Consider the following 15,778-nt stretch of genomic DNA (forward strand, 5'->3'; position numbering starts at 1 on the left):
GTGGTAAAATTTTACCTGTTTTCCTCAGCGACAGCTAAAAAAACCTTTATCGATAATGGGTTAATTCTCTGATGTGTGATGCACACAGGTTTGATTGCGGCCATTGGCTTTGGCTTGATAGAGCGCACTGTCGGCCAACGCCACGATAATTTCACGGCTATCAAGAGGTTGTGGCGTAAGTGACATCAAACCAATACTAATGGTGACCTGCGTCGACACATCGGACGCTTGGTGTTCAAGTGACAAGTCAGCAATTCCTTGATGGATGCGATGAGCAACTTTAAGTGCCCCATCGGTGGTGGTATTGGGCAAAATAAAAGCAAACTCTTCGCCCCCATAACGGGCGACACAATCGCTTGAACGAGTCAGCACCTGCTGAAAGGCCTTGGCCACTTTTATCAACGCTTCATCACCACGTTGGTGGCCATACAAATCATTATAATGCTTGAAGTAGTCGATATCACACAGCATCACCGTCAGTGGCTGCTTTTCACGAATGTGCAAATACCATACGGTCTCTAACTGTTCGTTAAAGCGGCGGCGATTAGCAATTTGAGTTAAGCCATCAATAAAGCTCAAACGCTCTAATTCTTGATTGGCTTCTTCTAGTTTCTGCTCTGCCAGATAACGCTCGGAAACATCACGCGCCATGATTAACACGCCATTAGTCCCCGAGGCAGGATCGCGAAACGGTGATTTCACTACATCGTACCAAATAAACTCCCCATCACTTCCCATCACACGGTCGATGTAACGTAAAGACTTACCTTCGTATAACACCTTATTATCGGTGTCAGATAAGCGTTGATAGACATCATCATCAATGACATCTTGCAATCGTTTACCAATCAAATCATCGACGTGTGCAATCCCCAACGCTTCAACGAAAGGTTGATTACACGCTTGATAAACCATGTTTTCGTTAAAGATACCGATCGAATCTGGGCTCGATTCAAGGATATTTTGTAAGATGGTATCGCGTTGAGCCAAGGCCACTTCGGTGTCACGGCGCTTTTCCATCTCATCACGCAGGTTCTTTTGCATGTTGTGCCAATCAGTCACATCATGGCTAATGCCGAGCGTCCCAATCGACTCTCCATCCGAAGCAATCAGAACACTTTGATAGCTTTCCAACAGACAACTGCGGCCATCTGGAGTAATGGTCCAGCGGCGATTGCTAGCGCGCCCTTTAATAATGCCGTGAATATCTGCACTTCCCTCTTCTTCACGTCCTTGCCAGAAATTTTTAAAAGCGCGATTGGTTGAAACTAGCTGACCCGTTTGATTTTTAATAAAGATCAGTTCAGACAAATTATCAAAGGCACTTTTGATCACCGATAGCGACGCGACTTGAGCTTGAAGTTCTTCAGTCGTGCTTTGATGCGCCGAAAAATGCAGCGTCCAAACCACACGATGGCAAAACCAAGTTTTGCGCCCAGTAACATCCAATTTGACATTATTGTTATCTGAAATTGGCCAGGTGAGTAAATGCGAAGTGCGAGGGTGCAGCTTAAGAGGAGCGATAATTGACAAGAGAAATGGAGCGGTCACTAAATCCGGTAAAATAAACTGTTTACCGACCACACGAACGGCCAACAGCTCGCTCGCCACGCAATTTGCCAACAACAGTTGGCCACTTTGGCCGTCGATCACGAGTACCGCGTGTGGCGACGAGAGCATCAGATCAGTGATGTGTGCTTGAATGCGAATATAGAGCGCCAACATCACACAACAAAACAGCGTAATGATGACAACATCAATCCAATATTCTCGTGATGTCTCCCACAACCAAACTAGAAATGGCTCCATTCGATCACTCTAATTCATAATGCCCATGACATAATGGTACAAAAGATATCAGGTTATTGCCGAATCATCAGCCTTTATTATTGGTTTTGTATATATAAATGGTTGATTTAGAAGCGACCCCTGAGGACCATCTTGATCAAGTGTTCGGCCAATTTCTGTCATCGCCAGCCAACGATTTTCACACCACAATGGCGCCAGCAGCGTTGGCCTACGTGCGGCAGAAGAGACGCGATGATAAACCACATCGGCAGGTGTCATGCGAATCAATTCACTGGCGATTGCAACGTATTGATCCAGCTCAGGGGCTTCAAGCCGCCCCGCTTTCCACGCCTTCGCCATTGTGCTGCCTTCGACAATATGCAAACCGTGTAATTTGATGCCGTCGGTACCAACCGCCAAAACCTGTTGTAGAGTCGCTACATTGTCATCTCGGGTCTCTTTCGGTAACCCCACAATAAGATGGGTACACACTTTAATGCCCAACGCGCGTGCACGTTGAGTGATCTCTGCGTAACACTCAAAATCGTGGCCACGATTAATACGCTTAAGCGTCGTGTTATTGGCTGTTTGTAAGCCAAGCTCAAGCCAAATCTCATACCCTTGTTCGACATACCCCGACAGCAGTTCTAATACCGCATCTGGCACACAATCAGGACGAGTACCGACACACAAGCCAACAATATCCGCACACTCAAGCGCTTGCTCATACATGCTCTTCAATACCTGAACTTCTGCGTAAGTACTGGTATAGGCTTGAAAGTATGCGAGGTATTTTTTCGCTCGGGTAATTTCACCGGCGCGATCGAAGAGTTGCTGTTCGATGCTGTGGATTTGCGCTTGCTCATCAGCAAAAGAAGCAACGTTACAAAAAGTACAGCCGCCTTTACCTATGGTTCCGTCTCGATTTGGGCAACTGAAGCCGCCATGTAAAGTGAGCTTATGCACCTTCTCTCCATAACGGCGCTGTAAATCTTGTCCAATGGTATTGACCAGTTGATGAAGTTGCATGCGACACTCGCTCAAAACGAAATAAATATCATTAAGATTAATGTAATTAAATTACATTTTTGAAAAAAATTAAGGGAGAAATGTAACGATTTCAAACAAGTTAGATGTTAAGCAAAGTCAATAAACATGCAGAAAACATCGGTCAAAAGCCAATTGTTAAGCAAAAGTTAAACATATTAACGTTTAAAACGCGAAAAATATGGGCAACAGCAGCGAGTTTTGATTGCATTGCAGGCCAAGTAAATTGTAGGATATTTACAGATTTCGCTGTCTTTTGTGGTTTTTATTACACATTTATTCGGCGAAACGTCGGTGAAACCCTACTCCTACCTATATAAATCACTAGATTGTGACCATAAAAAAAGGGTTTTCACCAAGGATTGTTTTTCTCGCAATATTTTTCAGCGAGATACGGAAAGGAATCAAAGTCGCCAACCCAGGTCGACTTCGAATCATAAAAATAATGGACAGGACGTAGAACTAGTTTCGACTAGCATCATTGCGCCTATTTGAACTGGAAGGATGTATCCATGCTAGATAGAGAGCAAAGTTCACAAGGTCTATATACTCCAGAATTGGAGCATGACGCTTGTGGTATCGGTTTTGTTGCTCACCTTAAAAACCGTAAATCGCACGACGTAGTTACGCAAGCTCTTGATATGCTTGCCCGCATGGAACACCGTGGTGGCCAAGGTTGTGATCCTTGCTCAGGCGACGGTGCCGGCATTTTGCTACAAAAACCTCACGAATTTCTCCTCGAAGAAGCGGTCAAGCTTGGTATTAAGCTGCCTTCTTTTGAGCAGTATGGCGTTGGTGTGGTGCTTTTCCCCAAAGATGAACATCAGCGTGCTCAGTGTCGCGATATTTTAGAGCGTAATGCTGCACGCCTTGAGTTGGATGTCATTGGTTATCGTGTATTGCCAACCGATAACTCAATGATTGGTGCCGACCCGCTCAGTACTGAGCCACAGTTTGAACATGTGTTTATCTCTGGTGGTCCAGGTATCACCCCGCAAGAGCTTGAGCGTAAACTGTATGTCCTGCGTAACTATACCGTTCGCGTGTGTTTAGAGAGCGTATCTAACATTGGTGACGACTTCTACATCAACTCAATGTCATACAAGACGTTGGTTTACAAAGGTCAGTTAACCACTGAGCAAGTTCCTCAATACTTCCTCGACTTACAAAATCCGACCATGGTGACGGCTCTCGCTTTGGTCCACTCACGTTTCTCAACCAATACCTTCCCGAAATGGCGCTTGGCACAACCTTTCCGTTATATTGCCCACAACGGTGAAATCAATACCGTCCGCGGCAACTTGAACTGGATGAAAGCCCGCGAAGCAATCATCGAATCGGATCTGTTTACTCAAGCCGAAATCGATATGCTACTGCCGATATGTCAAGAAGGCGCTTCAGACTCATCGAATTTCGATATGGCGTTAGAACTACTGGTTCTTTCTGGACGTAGCTTGCCTCATGCACTGATGATGATGATTCCTGAAGCATGGCAAGAAAACAAAAACATGGATCCCACTCGCCGCGCGTTTTATCAATATCACGCCAACGTAATGGAACCATGGGATGGCCCAGCCTCTGTCTGTTTCACCGACGGTGTTCAAGTCGGCGCGACGCTTGACCGAAATGGCTTACGTCCATCACGCTATACCGTGACTAAAGATGACTTCCTTGTGATGGCGTCAGAGTCAGGCGTTGTCGATATTGCACCAGAAAACGTAGAATTCCGTGGTCGTTTGCAACCTGGACGTATCTTTGTTGCAGACCTAGAGCAAGGTCGTATCATCTCTGATGAAGAAGTCAAAGATGGCATAGCCAGCGCTCAGCCCTACCAGAAATGGGTTGAAGAGAATCTACTTAGCTTGAAAAAGCTACCCGATGCGAGCAATGAGTTTAACCAGCCTTCTCCAGAAAAACTCCTTCACAAACAACAAGCATTTGGTGTGAGCTCGGAAGAGGTCAATGAAATCATCGTGCCAATGGCAAAAGATGGCAAAGAGCCTCTTTCGGCAATGGGCGCAGACTGGCCATTAGCGATCCTATCGCACCAGTCACAACACCTATCTAACTACTTTAAGCAGCTGTTTGCTCAGGTAACCAACCCACCAATCGATCCGATTCGTGAGCGTATGGTCATGTCGCTGAACACTTACCTTGGTAAAGATCAGAACCTGTTGACTGAATCACCACAACACTGTCAAAAAGTTGAGCTTGAATCTCCGGTTCTGTCTAACTCTGAACTGGAAAAACTGCGTGCGATTGATAACGAGCACCTGCAAGCAAAAACACTCGATATCGTGTTTCAGGCCAGTGAAGACCAAGGCAAACTAGAGCGCGCACTTAAACGTATCTGTCAGTACGCTGAAGATGCGGTCATTGACGGTTATTCGATTATCTTACTGACTGACCGTGCGGTGAACTCTAACCACGCGGCCATCCCTGCCATGCTGGCGGTTGGTGCCGTGCATCACCATCTGATCCGTAAAGGTTTACGCGCTAAGTGTGACATTGTGGTCGAAACGGGTGATGCTCGTGAAACACACCATTTTGCCACGCTCATCGGCTATGGTGCCAATGCCATCAACCCGTACCTCGTTATCGAAACCATGGTTGAATTGCAGCGCACCAAAAAGCTCGATCCACAAACCAGCACTCGCGATCTGTTTGAGAACTACCGTCAAGCGATCAACGGTGGCCTGTTGAAGATCTTCTCCAAAATGGGCATCTCGACCTTGCAGTCTTACCATGGTGCACAGATCTTTGAAGCACTTGGGATCAGCAAACCTGTGGTCGATCGATACTTCACTGGAACCGTTTCTCGTATTCAGGGCTTGACCATTGATGACATCGCTAAAGAAGTGATGGTACGTCACCGCATTGGTTTCCCAACACGCGAAATTCCGGTGCAAGTACTGGATGTCGGCGGCGTTTATCAGTGGAAACAACGTGGTGAAAAGCACTTGTTTAATCCTGAGACGATCTCGCTACTACAACAGTCAACACGTAATAAAGATTTCTCGCAATTTAAGCAATACGCTAAAGCAGTCGATGATCAAGGCAATGACGCCGCAACGCTGCGTAGCCAACTCGACTTCGTTAAAAACCCAGCTGGTTCAATTCCGATTGAAGAGGTTGAGTCTATCGATAGCATCCTGAAACGCTTTGCAACTGGTGCGATGTCGTTCGGCTCGATCTCTCACGAAGCGCACTCAACCTTAGCGGTTGCGATGAACCGCATTGGCGCGAAATCGAACTCAGGCGAAGGCGGTGAAGATCCAAATCGTTTTGAGCGCAAAGAAAACGGCGATTGGGAGCGTTCGGCGATCAAGCAGGTTGCATCAGGTCGCTTCGGTGTCACCTCTTACTACCTAACCAACGCTGATGAGCTACAGATCAAAATGGCTCAAGGAGCGAAACCAGGTGAAGGGGGTCAACTACCGGGTGATAAAGTCGATGACTGGATTGGCGCAACGCGTCACTCAACCCCAGGCGTCGGTCTGATTTCGCCACCGCCGCATCACGATATTTACTCAATCGAAGATTTGGCTCAGCTTATCTACGACTTGAAAAATGCCAATCGCGATGGCCGCGTTAACGTTAAGCTCGTATCAGAAGCGGGCGTAGGGACGATTGCTTCTGGTGTTGCCAAAGCCAAAGCCGATGTGGTACTTATCGCCGGTTTTGATGGTGGTACTGGGGCATCTCCTATGTCATCTATCCGTCATACTGGTCTTCCTTGGGAACTTGGTCTGGCAGAAACACATCAAACACTGCTGAAAAACGGTCTACGTAACCGTATTGTGGTTCAGTCTGATGGCCAGATGAAAACGCCTCGTGATCTCGCGGTAGCAACACTACTTGGTGCTGAAGAATGGGGCGTGGCAACGGCTGCTCTCGTTGTCGAAGGTTGTATCATGATGCGTAAGTGTCATAAGAATACTTGTCCTGTGGGCATCGCAACGCAAAATAAAACACTACGCGAACGTTTTGATGGTCGCGTAGAAGATGTCGTGACTTTCTTCCAATACATGGCAGAAGGCTTACGTGAAATCATGGCTGAACTTGGTTTCCGTACTATCGACGAAATGGTCGGTCAATCGCAAAAACTCAAAGTGCGTGACGACGTTAGCCATTGGAAATACCAAAACCTAGATCTCTCACCCGTACTGCACATTGAGCAAGCGCGTGAGCAAGATGGGGTTTACAACCAAACGAAGCAAAACCACAACCTTGAAGATGTTCTGGATCGCAAGCTAATCCAAGCCGCGATCCCAGCGTTAGAGCAAGGCAAAGCGGTAAATGCACAGTTCCCTATCGTCAACACCGACCGCTCTGCGGGCACGATGCTGTCGAACGAGATTTCTAAAGTCTACCGAGACCAAGGTTTACCTCAGCCAATGCAGGTGAAATTCAATGGCTCAGCAGGTCAATCCTTCGGTGCTTTCTTGGCGAAAGGTGTCAAGTTTGAAGTCGAAGGCGATGCCAACGACTACTGGGGTAAAGGGCTGTCTGGCGGTACTTTGGTGCTTTACCCAGACTTGAAATCAACCATAGTCGCAGAAGATAACATTGTTGTCGGTAACGTCTGTTTCTACGGTGCAACATCGGGTGAGTCTTACATTCGTGGTATGGCTGGTGAACGCTTCTGCGTACGTAACTCTGGTGCGAAAGTCGTGGTAGAAGGTATCGGTGATCACGGTTGTGAATACATGACTGGTGGCGTTGCCGTGATCTTAGGCTCGACAGGTCGCAACTTTGCGGCGGGTATGAGTGGCGGTGTCGCTTATGTTTGGGATAAAGCAGGCGACTTCGAAACTAAGCTCAATCCTGAACTCGTCGACTTAGATCCTATCGAAGCAGAAGACCGTGAGCTATTGCAACAGATGCTCACTAAGCATGTTGAATTCACAGGAAGTGAAGTTGCCCAGTCTTTCCTCGACAATTTTGAAGCAAGCATTGCGTCACTGGTGAAAGTCATGCCACGTGATTACAAAGCGGTACTTCAAAAGCGTAAAGCGCAAGCTGAGCAAACACTAACGGAACAAGTGGAGGCCGTGTAATGGGTAAGCCTACTGGATTTTTAGAACATGGTCGTGAGCTACCAAGCAAAATCGACCCAAGTGTTCGAATAGAAAACAATAAAGAGTTTGTCCTCAACGACGAGTTTGGTGAAAAAATTAATACCCAAGCGTCGCGTTGTATGGATTGCGGTGTGCCGTTTTGTCATAACGGCTGCCCGATTGGTAACATCATCCCTGAGTTTAACGACGCCGTGTATCGTGACAGCTGGGAAGAAGCGTGGAACATTCTCAGTTCAACCAACAACTTCCCGGAGTTTACAGGTCGTGTGTGTCCTGCGCCGTGTGAAAGTGCTTGTGTATTAGGCATCAACCAAGATCCGATCACTATCTGTAACATCGAGAAAACCATTGTCGAAACTGCGTACCGTGAAGGGTACGCGAAACCGAAGTCGCCTCGTTCTCGCAGTGGTAAAACCGTGGCGATTATCGGCAGTGGCCCTGCGGGTCTGGCCGCGGCAGAACAGCTTAATAGTGCCGGTCACTGTGTAACTGTGTTTGAACGCGACGAGAAAGTCGGTGGTTTGCTTCGTTTCGGCATCCCAGATTTCAAATTGGGTATGGATGTGATTGACCGTAAAATTAACCTAATGGCGGAAGCTGGGGTTCAATTTAAAGTTAACCAACACGTCGGTGTCGACATCAACGCCCAGCAATTACGTCAAGAGTTCGATGTCGTTCTACTGACAGGGGGATCGACGGTTGCTCGTGATCTTCCCGTTCCGGGTCGCGATCTCAAAGGCGTTCACTTTGCAATGGAATTCCTTAGCCAAAACAACCGCCGCGCCAACGGCATGGACCTTAAAACTGAAGAAATTCACGCGAAAGGTAAACATGTCGTGGTTATCGGTGGTGGTGATACTGGCTCTGACTGTGTCGGAACGTCCAATCGTCACAAAGCGGCCAGTGTCACTCAAGTAGAGATCATGCCAGTGCCACCAGAAAAACGCCCGGCAAATATGCCTTGGCCTCAGTATCCAATGATCATGAAAACCACCACGTCACACGAAGAAGGGTGTGATCGTCATTGGAACATTCTGACCAAAGAGTTTATCGGCAACGATAAAGGTGAAGTCACCGGCCTGCGCATTGCTGACATTGTTTGGCAAGACGCAAAGCCAGGTCAACGCCCAGGATTTGAAGAAGTGGCGAACTCTGAACGTGTGATTGCATGTGATATGGCATTCCTAGCGATGGGCTTTTTACACCCAGAGCCAACGGGTGTTCTGGCTCAGCTAGACATTAAGTTGGATGAGCGTGGCAATGTCGAAACACAAGGCTTTGCCACCAATCAAAAAGGGGTCTTTGCTGCAGGTGATATGCGTACTGGCCAATCTTTGGTGGTTCGTTGTATCAATGAAGGGCGTGAATGCGCCATTGCCATTGATGAGTACTTGATGGGTGGTTCAAACCTAGAAGCAAAAGCAAACTCACTGATGCTCTCTGCGTAAGTGATTACGGCCTAGTATCGATTTTAGTCGATACTAGGTCGCAACAAATTAGCAATTTTTCCTTCCAAACTTTTCCATTTGACCAGCACATTGTGCTGGTCTTTTTTGTTTTTACAACACCTCTTTTGTTGCAAAATTGTAACAACAAAAAAACTAACCTACTGAATAATATAGACTATTACAGCGTATTTAGTGGTAAATCGCATATTGGCGTGATATTCCACCAACAACTTGACCTTTTTTATAATAACCTATACGTTGTGAAGTCGATGAAAATGAATTAGTCCATTTTTGTTAAATGTTTTAAGGACATTTAGCGCATATATATTCGATATATAACAATTAAAACGAATAGTTAGTCATACATACCAACCCTTTTAATGTTGGTAGTTCTGTCGGGATGACAGAGAAGCAAAGGGAGAATTGCAATGGCTCTATATGATCCTCGTCTTGAAAAAGATAACTGTGGATTTGGCTTGATTGCACATATGGAAGGTGAGCCTAGCCACAAGCTAGTCCGCACCGCAATTTCAGCACTCGATCGCATGACCCACCGTGGCGGCATTGCCGCAGATGGCAAAACCGGTGATGGCTGTGGTCTACTACTACAAAAGCCCGATACCTACTTACGCCTTATCGCGGAAGAAAATGGTTTTAATCTTGGCAAGCAATACGCTGTCGGGATGATTTTCTTCAACCAAGACCCTGTTAAAGCTCAGCAAGCGAAAGACATTATTAATCAAGAGCTTGCCAAGGAAACTTTGACGATTGCTGGTTGGCGAGAAGTACCGATCAATAGCACAGTACTTGGCCCCATCGCAGCAGACTCATTGCCGAATATTCAGCAAGTCTTTATCTCTGCACCGGCCGGCTGGCGCGAGCGTGATATCGAGCGACGCCTTTATATTGCGCGTCGACGAATGGAAAAACAGATCCTTGATGACGAAGAATTCTATATTTGTAGCCTATCGACTCAGGTCATGGTCTACAAAGGGTTATGTATGCCTGCCGACTTGCCAAGGTTTTATCTCGATTTGGCCGATCTGCGCATGGAGTCAGCTATCTGCTTGTTCCACCAGCGCTTCTCGACCAACACCCAGCCTCGTTGGCCATTGGCTCAGCCGTTTCGCTACTTAGCTCACAACGGTGAAATCAATACCATTCAAGGTAACCGTCAGTGGGCACGAGCGCGTGCTTATAAATTCTCATCACCGTTATTACCAGATCTGCACAGTGCGGCGCCCTTCGTCAATGAGACAGGGTCAGACTCTTCAAGCTTAGACAATATGCTCGATCTGTTTTTAGCGGGAGGCATGGATATCTTCCGTGCGATGCGCATGTTGGTTCCGCCCGCTTGGCAAAATCACCCAGACATGGATGCCGATCTGCGTGCTTTCTATGACTTCAACTCTAAGCATATGGAACCATGGGATGGACCAGCAGGTATCGTTCTCTCTGATGGTCGTTACGCCGCATGTAATCTAGACCGAAATGGCCTTCGTCCGGCTCGCTACGTGATCACTAAAGATAAGCTCATCACGCTTGCTTCTGAAGTGGGGATCTGGGATTACGCCCCCGATGAAGTCGCCGAGAAAGGTCGAGTCGGTCCAGGTGAGTTACTGGTCATTGATACTCGCCGAGGAAAGTTGTGGCAATCAAGTGAGATCGATAACGATCTTAAGGGTCGTCACCCCTATCGGGAGTGGATGGAAAATAACGTTCATAAGCTGACTCCTTTTGCTCAATTGTCTGACGAGCAAGTCGGTGAACGTAGCTTTGATGATGACAAGCTCAAGACTTATCAAAAACAGTTTGCCATGAGCAATGAAGAGGTTGATCAAGTCTTACGTGTGCTCGGTGATATGGGGCAAGAAGCCGTCGGCTCGATGGGTGATGATACACCAATGGCTGTGCTTTCATCCAAAGAACGCTTGATCACCGATTACTTCCGTCAAAAATTTGCTCAGGTAACTAACCCACCAATCGACCCACTGCGTGAAAAACATGTCATGTCATTGGCGAGCAGTATTGGCCAAGAGATGAATGTCTTCTGCGAAACGGATGGTCACGCGCACCGTGTGACGTTTGACTCTCCGGTTTTGCTCTATTCAGACATGAAGCAGCTGCTGGAACTTAGTGATGAACACTATCGTAGTACCGTGCTGGATATAAACTACGATCCTAATCAAAAAGATCTTAAGCAAGCCATCAACGAACTGTGTCAACGCGCCGAAGAAGTGGTACGTAACGGGACCGTCTTAGTCGTCCTTTCAGACCGCGATCTACACAAGGGCTTGTTACCTATTCCGGCCGCAATGGCGGTGGGTGCGGTACAAACACGACTGGTCGAAGCGAATTTGCGCTGTGATGCCAACATCATTGCTGAAACCGGTTCAGTACGTGACCCGCACCAATTTGCCGTTTTACTTGGTTTTGGTGCCACGGCAGTGTATCCGTACCTTGCCTATGAAACACTCAGTAAAGTTATTGATGATGGTGGTTTAGATAAGAGCTATCGCGAAGTGATGCAAAATTATCAAACCGGCATCAATAAAGGTCTGTATAAGATCATGTCGAAGATGGGTATTTCGACCATCGCCTCGTACCGCTGTTCACAACTTTTTGAAGCTGTAGGTCTAAGCCGAGATATCGTTGAGCTGTGCTTTAGAGGTGTGACAACACGCATTCAAGGCGCTTGCTTTGAAGACTTCCAGCAAGACTTGTTTAATCTAGCACGCAAAGCTTGGGCGAAACGCAAGCCGATCGAGCATGGCGGACTGCTTAAATACGTTCATGGTGGCGAATATCACGCTTATAACCCAGATGTTGTCGGCACCTTGCAGCAAGCAGTAAAATCAGGCCAAAGTTCCGACTATAAGAGCTTTGCCAAACAAGTAAACCAACGCCCAGTGGCTATGCTACGGGATTTGATGACGCTGAAAAAAGCCGACAAGCCACTGCCACTTGAGAAAATCGAACCAAGCACTGACCTGTTTAAACGCTTCGACTCGGCGGCGATGTCTATTGGTGCCTTGAGCCCAGAAGCACACGAAGCACTGGCCATGGCGATGAATCGCCTTGGTGGTTACTCCAATTCGGGTGAAGGTGGTGAAGATCCTAAGCGCTTTGGCACTGAACGTAACTCACGCATTAAACAGATTGCATCCGGTCGGTTTGGTGTCACGCCCCACTATTTAACCAATGCCGATGTACTGCAAATTAAAGTTGCGCAAGGGGCAAAACCAGGTGAAGGTGGTCAGCTACCCGGGCATAAAGTTACCGCAGAAATAGCCAAGCTACGTTACTCCGTCCAAGGCGTCACGCTGATTTCGCCGCCACCTCATCACGACATTTACTCGATTGAAGATTTAGCTCAGCTTATTTTCGATCTGAAACAGGTCAATCCCAATGCGCTTGTTTCAGTTAAATTAGTCTCTGAGCCCGGCGTTGGCACCATCGCAACAGGCGTGGCAAAAGCGTATGCCGATTTAATTACCATTTCTGGTTATGACGGCGGTACCGCAGCGAGCCCGTTGACTTCGGTCAAATACGCCGGTAGCCCATGGGAGCTTGGTTTAGCCGAGACACAACAAGCGTTAGTCGCCAATGGACTACGCCATAAAATCCGTCTGCAAGTGGATGGCGGCCTTAAGACTGGCTTAGACGTCATTAAAGCCGCGATTCTAGGGGCCGAGAGCTTCGGTTTTGGCACTGCGCCTATGGTTGCAATGGGCTGTAAGTTTTTACGCATCTGTCATTTGAATAACTGCGCGACTGGCGTGGCTACTCAGGACGAAACACTACGCAGAGAGTACTTCAAAGGTCTGCCTGAAATGGTTATGAACTACTTCACTGGCCTTGCCGATGAAGTACGCGAACTGCTTGCTGAGCTTGGAGTCGAAAAGCTCACCGATCTGATTGGCCGTACTGACCTGCTAGAAGCGGTCGAAGGACTCACTGCCAAACAGAGTAAACTTGATCTATCTGGCATCTTAGAAGCGCCAATCTCAGCGCAAGGTCACCCGATGTTCTGGACAGAGCCCAATGCGCCTTTCGATAAAGCGGAACTCAATCTAAAAATTGTTGATGAAGCGATGTCGGCCATCGAAGCCAAGCAATCGATCGATTTATTCTACAACATCATCAATACCGATCGCTCAGTAGGCGCTCGTCTGTCAGGTGAAATCGCCAAACGTTACGGCAACCAAGGCATGGCCGGTGACCCCATCAGAATTCACCTTGATGGTACTGCTGGTCAGTCATTTGGAGTATGGAACGCTGGTGGTGTGGAACTGTACCTTACCGGTGATGCCAACGACTATGTTGGTAAAGGCATGGCCGGTGGTAAAATTACCATTAAACCTCATCAAGGCACTGCTTTCATTTGTAATGAAGCGACCATTATTGGTAACACCTGCCTGTATGGGGCAACAGGCGGAAAACTGTTTGCCGCTGGCACCGCAGGAGAACGTTTTGCGGTACGTAACTCAGGCACGATTGCGGTCATTGAAGGCGCTGGCGACAACGCCTGTGAATATATGACGGGCGGTATCGTGGCGATACTGGGTGCTACTGGGGTGAATTTTGGCGCAGGTATGACCGGTGGTTTTGCTTACGTACTGGATAAAAATGACGACTTCCAAGGTCGAGTCAACCAAGAGTCGGTTGAGGCGGTAGCACTGTCTGATCTCTATATTCATCAAGAGCACCTGCGCGGCTTAATCGCAGAGCATCTTGAAGAGACAGGATCGGTACACGCTGAAAAGATTTTAGCCAACTTTGATGAATGGATTCCAAAGTTCTATTTGGTTAAACCACAGGCCGCGGATCTAAATACCTTACTCGGTCACCAAAGTCGTAGTGCTGCTGAACTGCGCGTTCAAGCCCAGTAAGTCATGGAGGATGTATAAATCATGAGCCAGAACGTATACCAATTTATCGATGTTCAGCGTGTTGACCCTGCGAAAAAGCCGATCAAAACGCGCAAAATAGAGTTTGTTGAAATCTACGAACCTTTCACCAATCAGCAAGCCACCGCACAAGCGGATCGCTGCCTAGACTGCGGTAACCCTTACTGTGAGTGGAAGTGTCCGGTACACAACTACATACCTCAGTGGCTGAAATTGGCCAATGAAGGCCGCATCCTCGAAGCTGCCGACCTTGCGCACCAAACCAACAGCTTGCCTGAGGTATGTGGCCGAGTCTGTCCACAAGATCGCCTCTGTGAGGGCTCTTGCACCCTCAATGACGATTTTGGCGCTGTCACTATTGGTAATATTGAAAAATATATCACCGATAAAGCATTTGAGATGGGCTGGAAACCAGATATGTCCAACGTCGAATGGACCGACAAAAAAGTCGCGATCATAGGCGCGGGCCCCGCCGGTCTTGCGGCGGCTGACATTCTGGTCCGTAATGGTGTTAAGCCAGTGGTATTTGATCGTTACCCAGAAATTGGCGGTCTGCTCACGTTTGGTATCCCTTCGTTTAAACTCGAAAAAGGGGTGATGACGAATCGTCGCCAGGTCTTTACTGAGATGGGCGTCGAATTTCGCCTCGGCGTCGAAGTCGGCAAAGATATTGAGATGCAACAGCTGATCGACGATTACGATGCGGTATTTTTAGGCGTCGGCACGTATAAGAATATGCGGGCTGGACTCGACAACGAACAAGCGCTCGGCGTTTACGATGCCCTACCGTTTCTGATCTCCAATACCTATAAAGTGATGGAACTTGAAACTGACCAGCCTTTCATCGACATGACGGGCAAGAAAGTGGTGGTACTCGGTGGTGGTGATACCGCGATGGACTGTGTTCGAACCTCTATCCGTCAAGGCGCCGCTAACGTTGTTTGTGCTTATCGTCGTGATGAGGCCAATATGCCCGGTTCACGTCGCGAAGTAAAAAATGCCAAAGAAGAGGGCGTTAAGTTCATGTTTAACTTACAGCCCTTAGGTATCGAAGTTGACACTCGTGGTCAGGTTACGGGCGTTAAAGTCGTCAAGACCGCATTGGGTGAGCCTGATGAAGCAGGACGCCGCCGTCCTGAACCTGTTCAAGGCAGTGAGCACGTCCTCGCCGCAGATGCAGTCATCATGGCATTTGGCTTTCAGCCCCACCAGATGCCATGGCTAGAGCCGTACGGTGTAGAATTTGATCAATGGGGACGTATTCAAGCGCCAGTTAATCAAACCTTCATGTACCAAACCACTAACGCGAAAATTTTTGCTGGTGGTGATGCCGTACGCGGTTCAGACTTAGTGGTCACCGCGATCGACGAAGGACGTAAAGCTGCAGAAGGTATCCTCGACTACCTCGAAGTTTGATCACAGCGTTAAAACAAACAGAAAAGGATCCATTAATTGGATCCTTTTCTGTTTTTAAACCATATAATTAGGTCAACACTCTTAAAGG

General features: G+C 47.6%; 6 protein-coding genes. 4 read left to right on the forward strand and 2 right to left on the reverse strand.

From position 1 onward, the window contains the following. Nucleotides 1–60: 60 nt before the first annotated feature. The gene (locus BS19_RS06640) at nucleotides 61–1,809 is read right to left on the reverse strand and encodes a GGDEF domain-containing protein (protein WP_038174173.1); all 1,749 of its coding nucleotides are present in this window, start codon (nucleotides 1,807–1,809) and stop codon (nucleotides 61–63) included. 48 nt (nucleotides 1,810–1,857) lie between these two features. After that, on the reverse strand, nucleotides 1,858–2,817 hold the full coding sequence (gene mnmL / locus BS19_RS06645) for a tRNA modification radical SAM protein MnmL/YtqA (protein ID WP_038174174.1): 960 nt from the start codon (nucleotides 2,815–2,817) through the stop codon (nucleotides 1,858–1,860). A 530-nt stretch (nucleotides 2,818–3,347) separates the two neighbouring features. Here mnmL and gltB (BS19_RS06655) point away from each other — a divergent pair. The 4 genes from gltB (BS19_RS06655) to BS19_RS06670 all read left to right on the forward strand — a co-directional run bounded on the left by gltB (BS19_RS06655) (nucleotide 3,348) and on the right by BS19_RS06670 (nucleotide 15,690). Next, nucleotides 3,348–7,895, forward strand: a complete 4,548-nt coding sequence (gene gltB, locus BS19_RS06655; protein ID WP_038174176.1) for a glutamate synthase large subunit — start codon at nucleotides 3,348–3,350, stop codon at nucleotides 7,893–7,895. Beyond that, nucleotides 7,895–9,364 (forward strand): glutamate synthase subunit beta, encoded by a 1,470-nt coding sequence (locus BS19_RS06660; RefSeq protein ID WP_038174177.1) that lies wholly within the window; start codon nucleotides 7,895–7,897, stop codon nucleotides 9,362–9,364. The genes gltB (BS19_RS06655) and BS19_RS06660 overlap by 1 nt, the downstream gene beginning before the upstream one ends. A 428-nt stretch (nucleotides 9,365–9,792) precedes the next feature. Then, complete coding sequence (gltB, locus tag BS19_RS06665) at nucleotides 9,793–14,256, forward strand: glutamate synthase large subunit (RefSeq protein WP_038174178.1); 4,464 nt, start codon at nucleotides 9,793–9,795, stop codon at nucleotides 14,254–14,256. Between the two features lie 21 nt (nucleotides 14,257–14,277). Next, on the forward strand, nucleotides 14,278–15,690 hold the full coding sequence (locus BS19_RS06670) for an FAD-dependent oxidoreductase (protein ID WP_038174179.1): 1,413 nt from the start codon (nucleotides 14,278–14,280) through the stop codon (nucleotides 15,688–15,690). The last annotated feature ends 88 nt before the right edge of the window (nucleotides 15,691–15,778 follow it).

Source organism: Vibrio pacinii DSM 19139 (assembly GCF_000711795.1).
Taxonomy (GTDB): Bacteria; Pseudomonadota; Gammaproteobacteria; order Enterobacterales; family Vibrionaceae; genus Vibrio; species Vibrio pacinii.

Coding starts and splice junctions, on each gene's coding strand:
- BS19_RS06640 (WP_038174173.1), bottom strand. CDS start 1,809: ATGGAGCCATTTCTAGTTTGGTTGTGGGAGACATCACGAGAATATTGG.
- BS19_RS06660 (WP_038174177.1), top strand. CDS start 7,895: ATGGGTAAGCCTACTGGATTTTTAGAACATGGTCGTGAGCTACCAAGC.
- gltB (WP_038174176.1), top strand. CDS start 3,348: ATGCTAGATAGAGAGCAAAGTTCACAAGGTCTATATACTCCAGAATTG.
- BS19_RS06670 (WP_038174179.1), top strand. CDS start 14,278: ATGAGCCAGAACGTATACCAATTTATCGATGTTCAGCGTGTTGACCCT.
- gltB (WP_038174178.1), top strand. CDS start 9,793: ATGGCTCTATATGATCCTCGTCTTGAAAAAGATAACTGTGGATTTGGC.
- mnmL (WP_038174174.1), bottom strand. CDS start 2,817: ATGCAACTTCATCAACTGGTCAATACCATTGGACAAGATTTACAGCGC.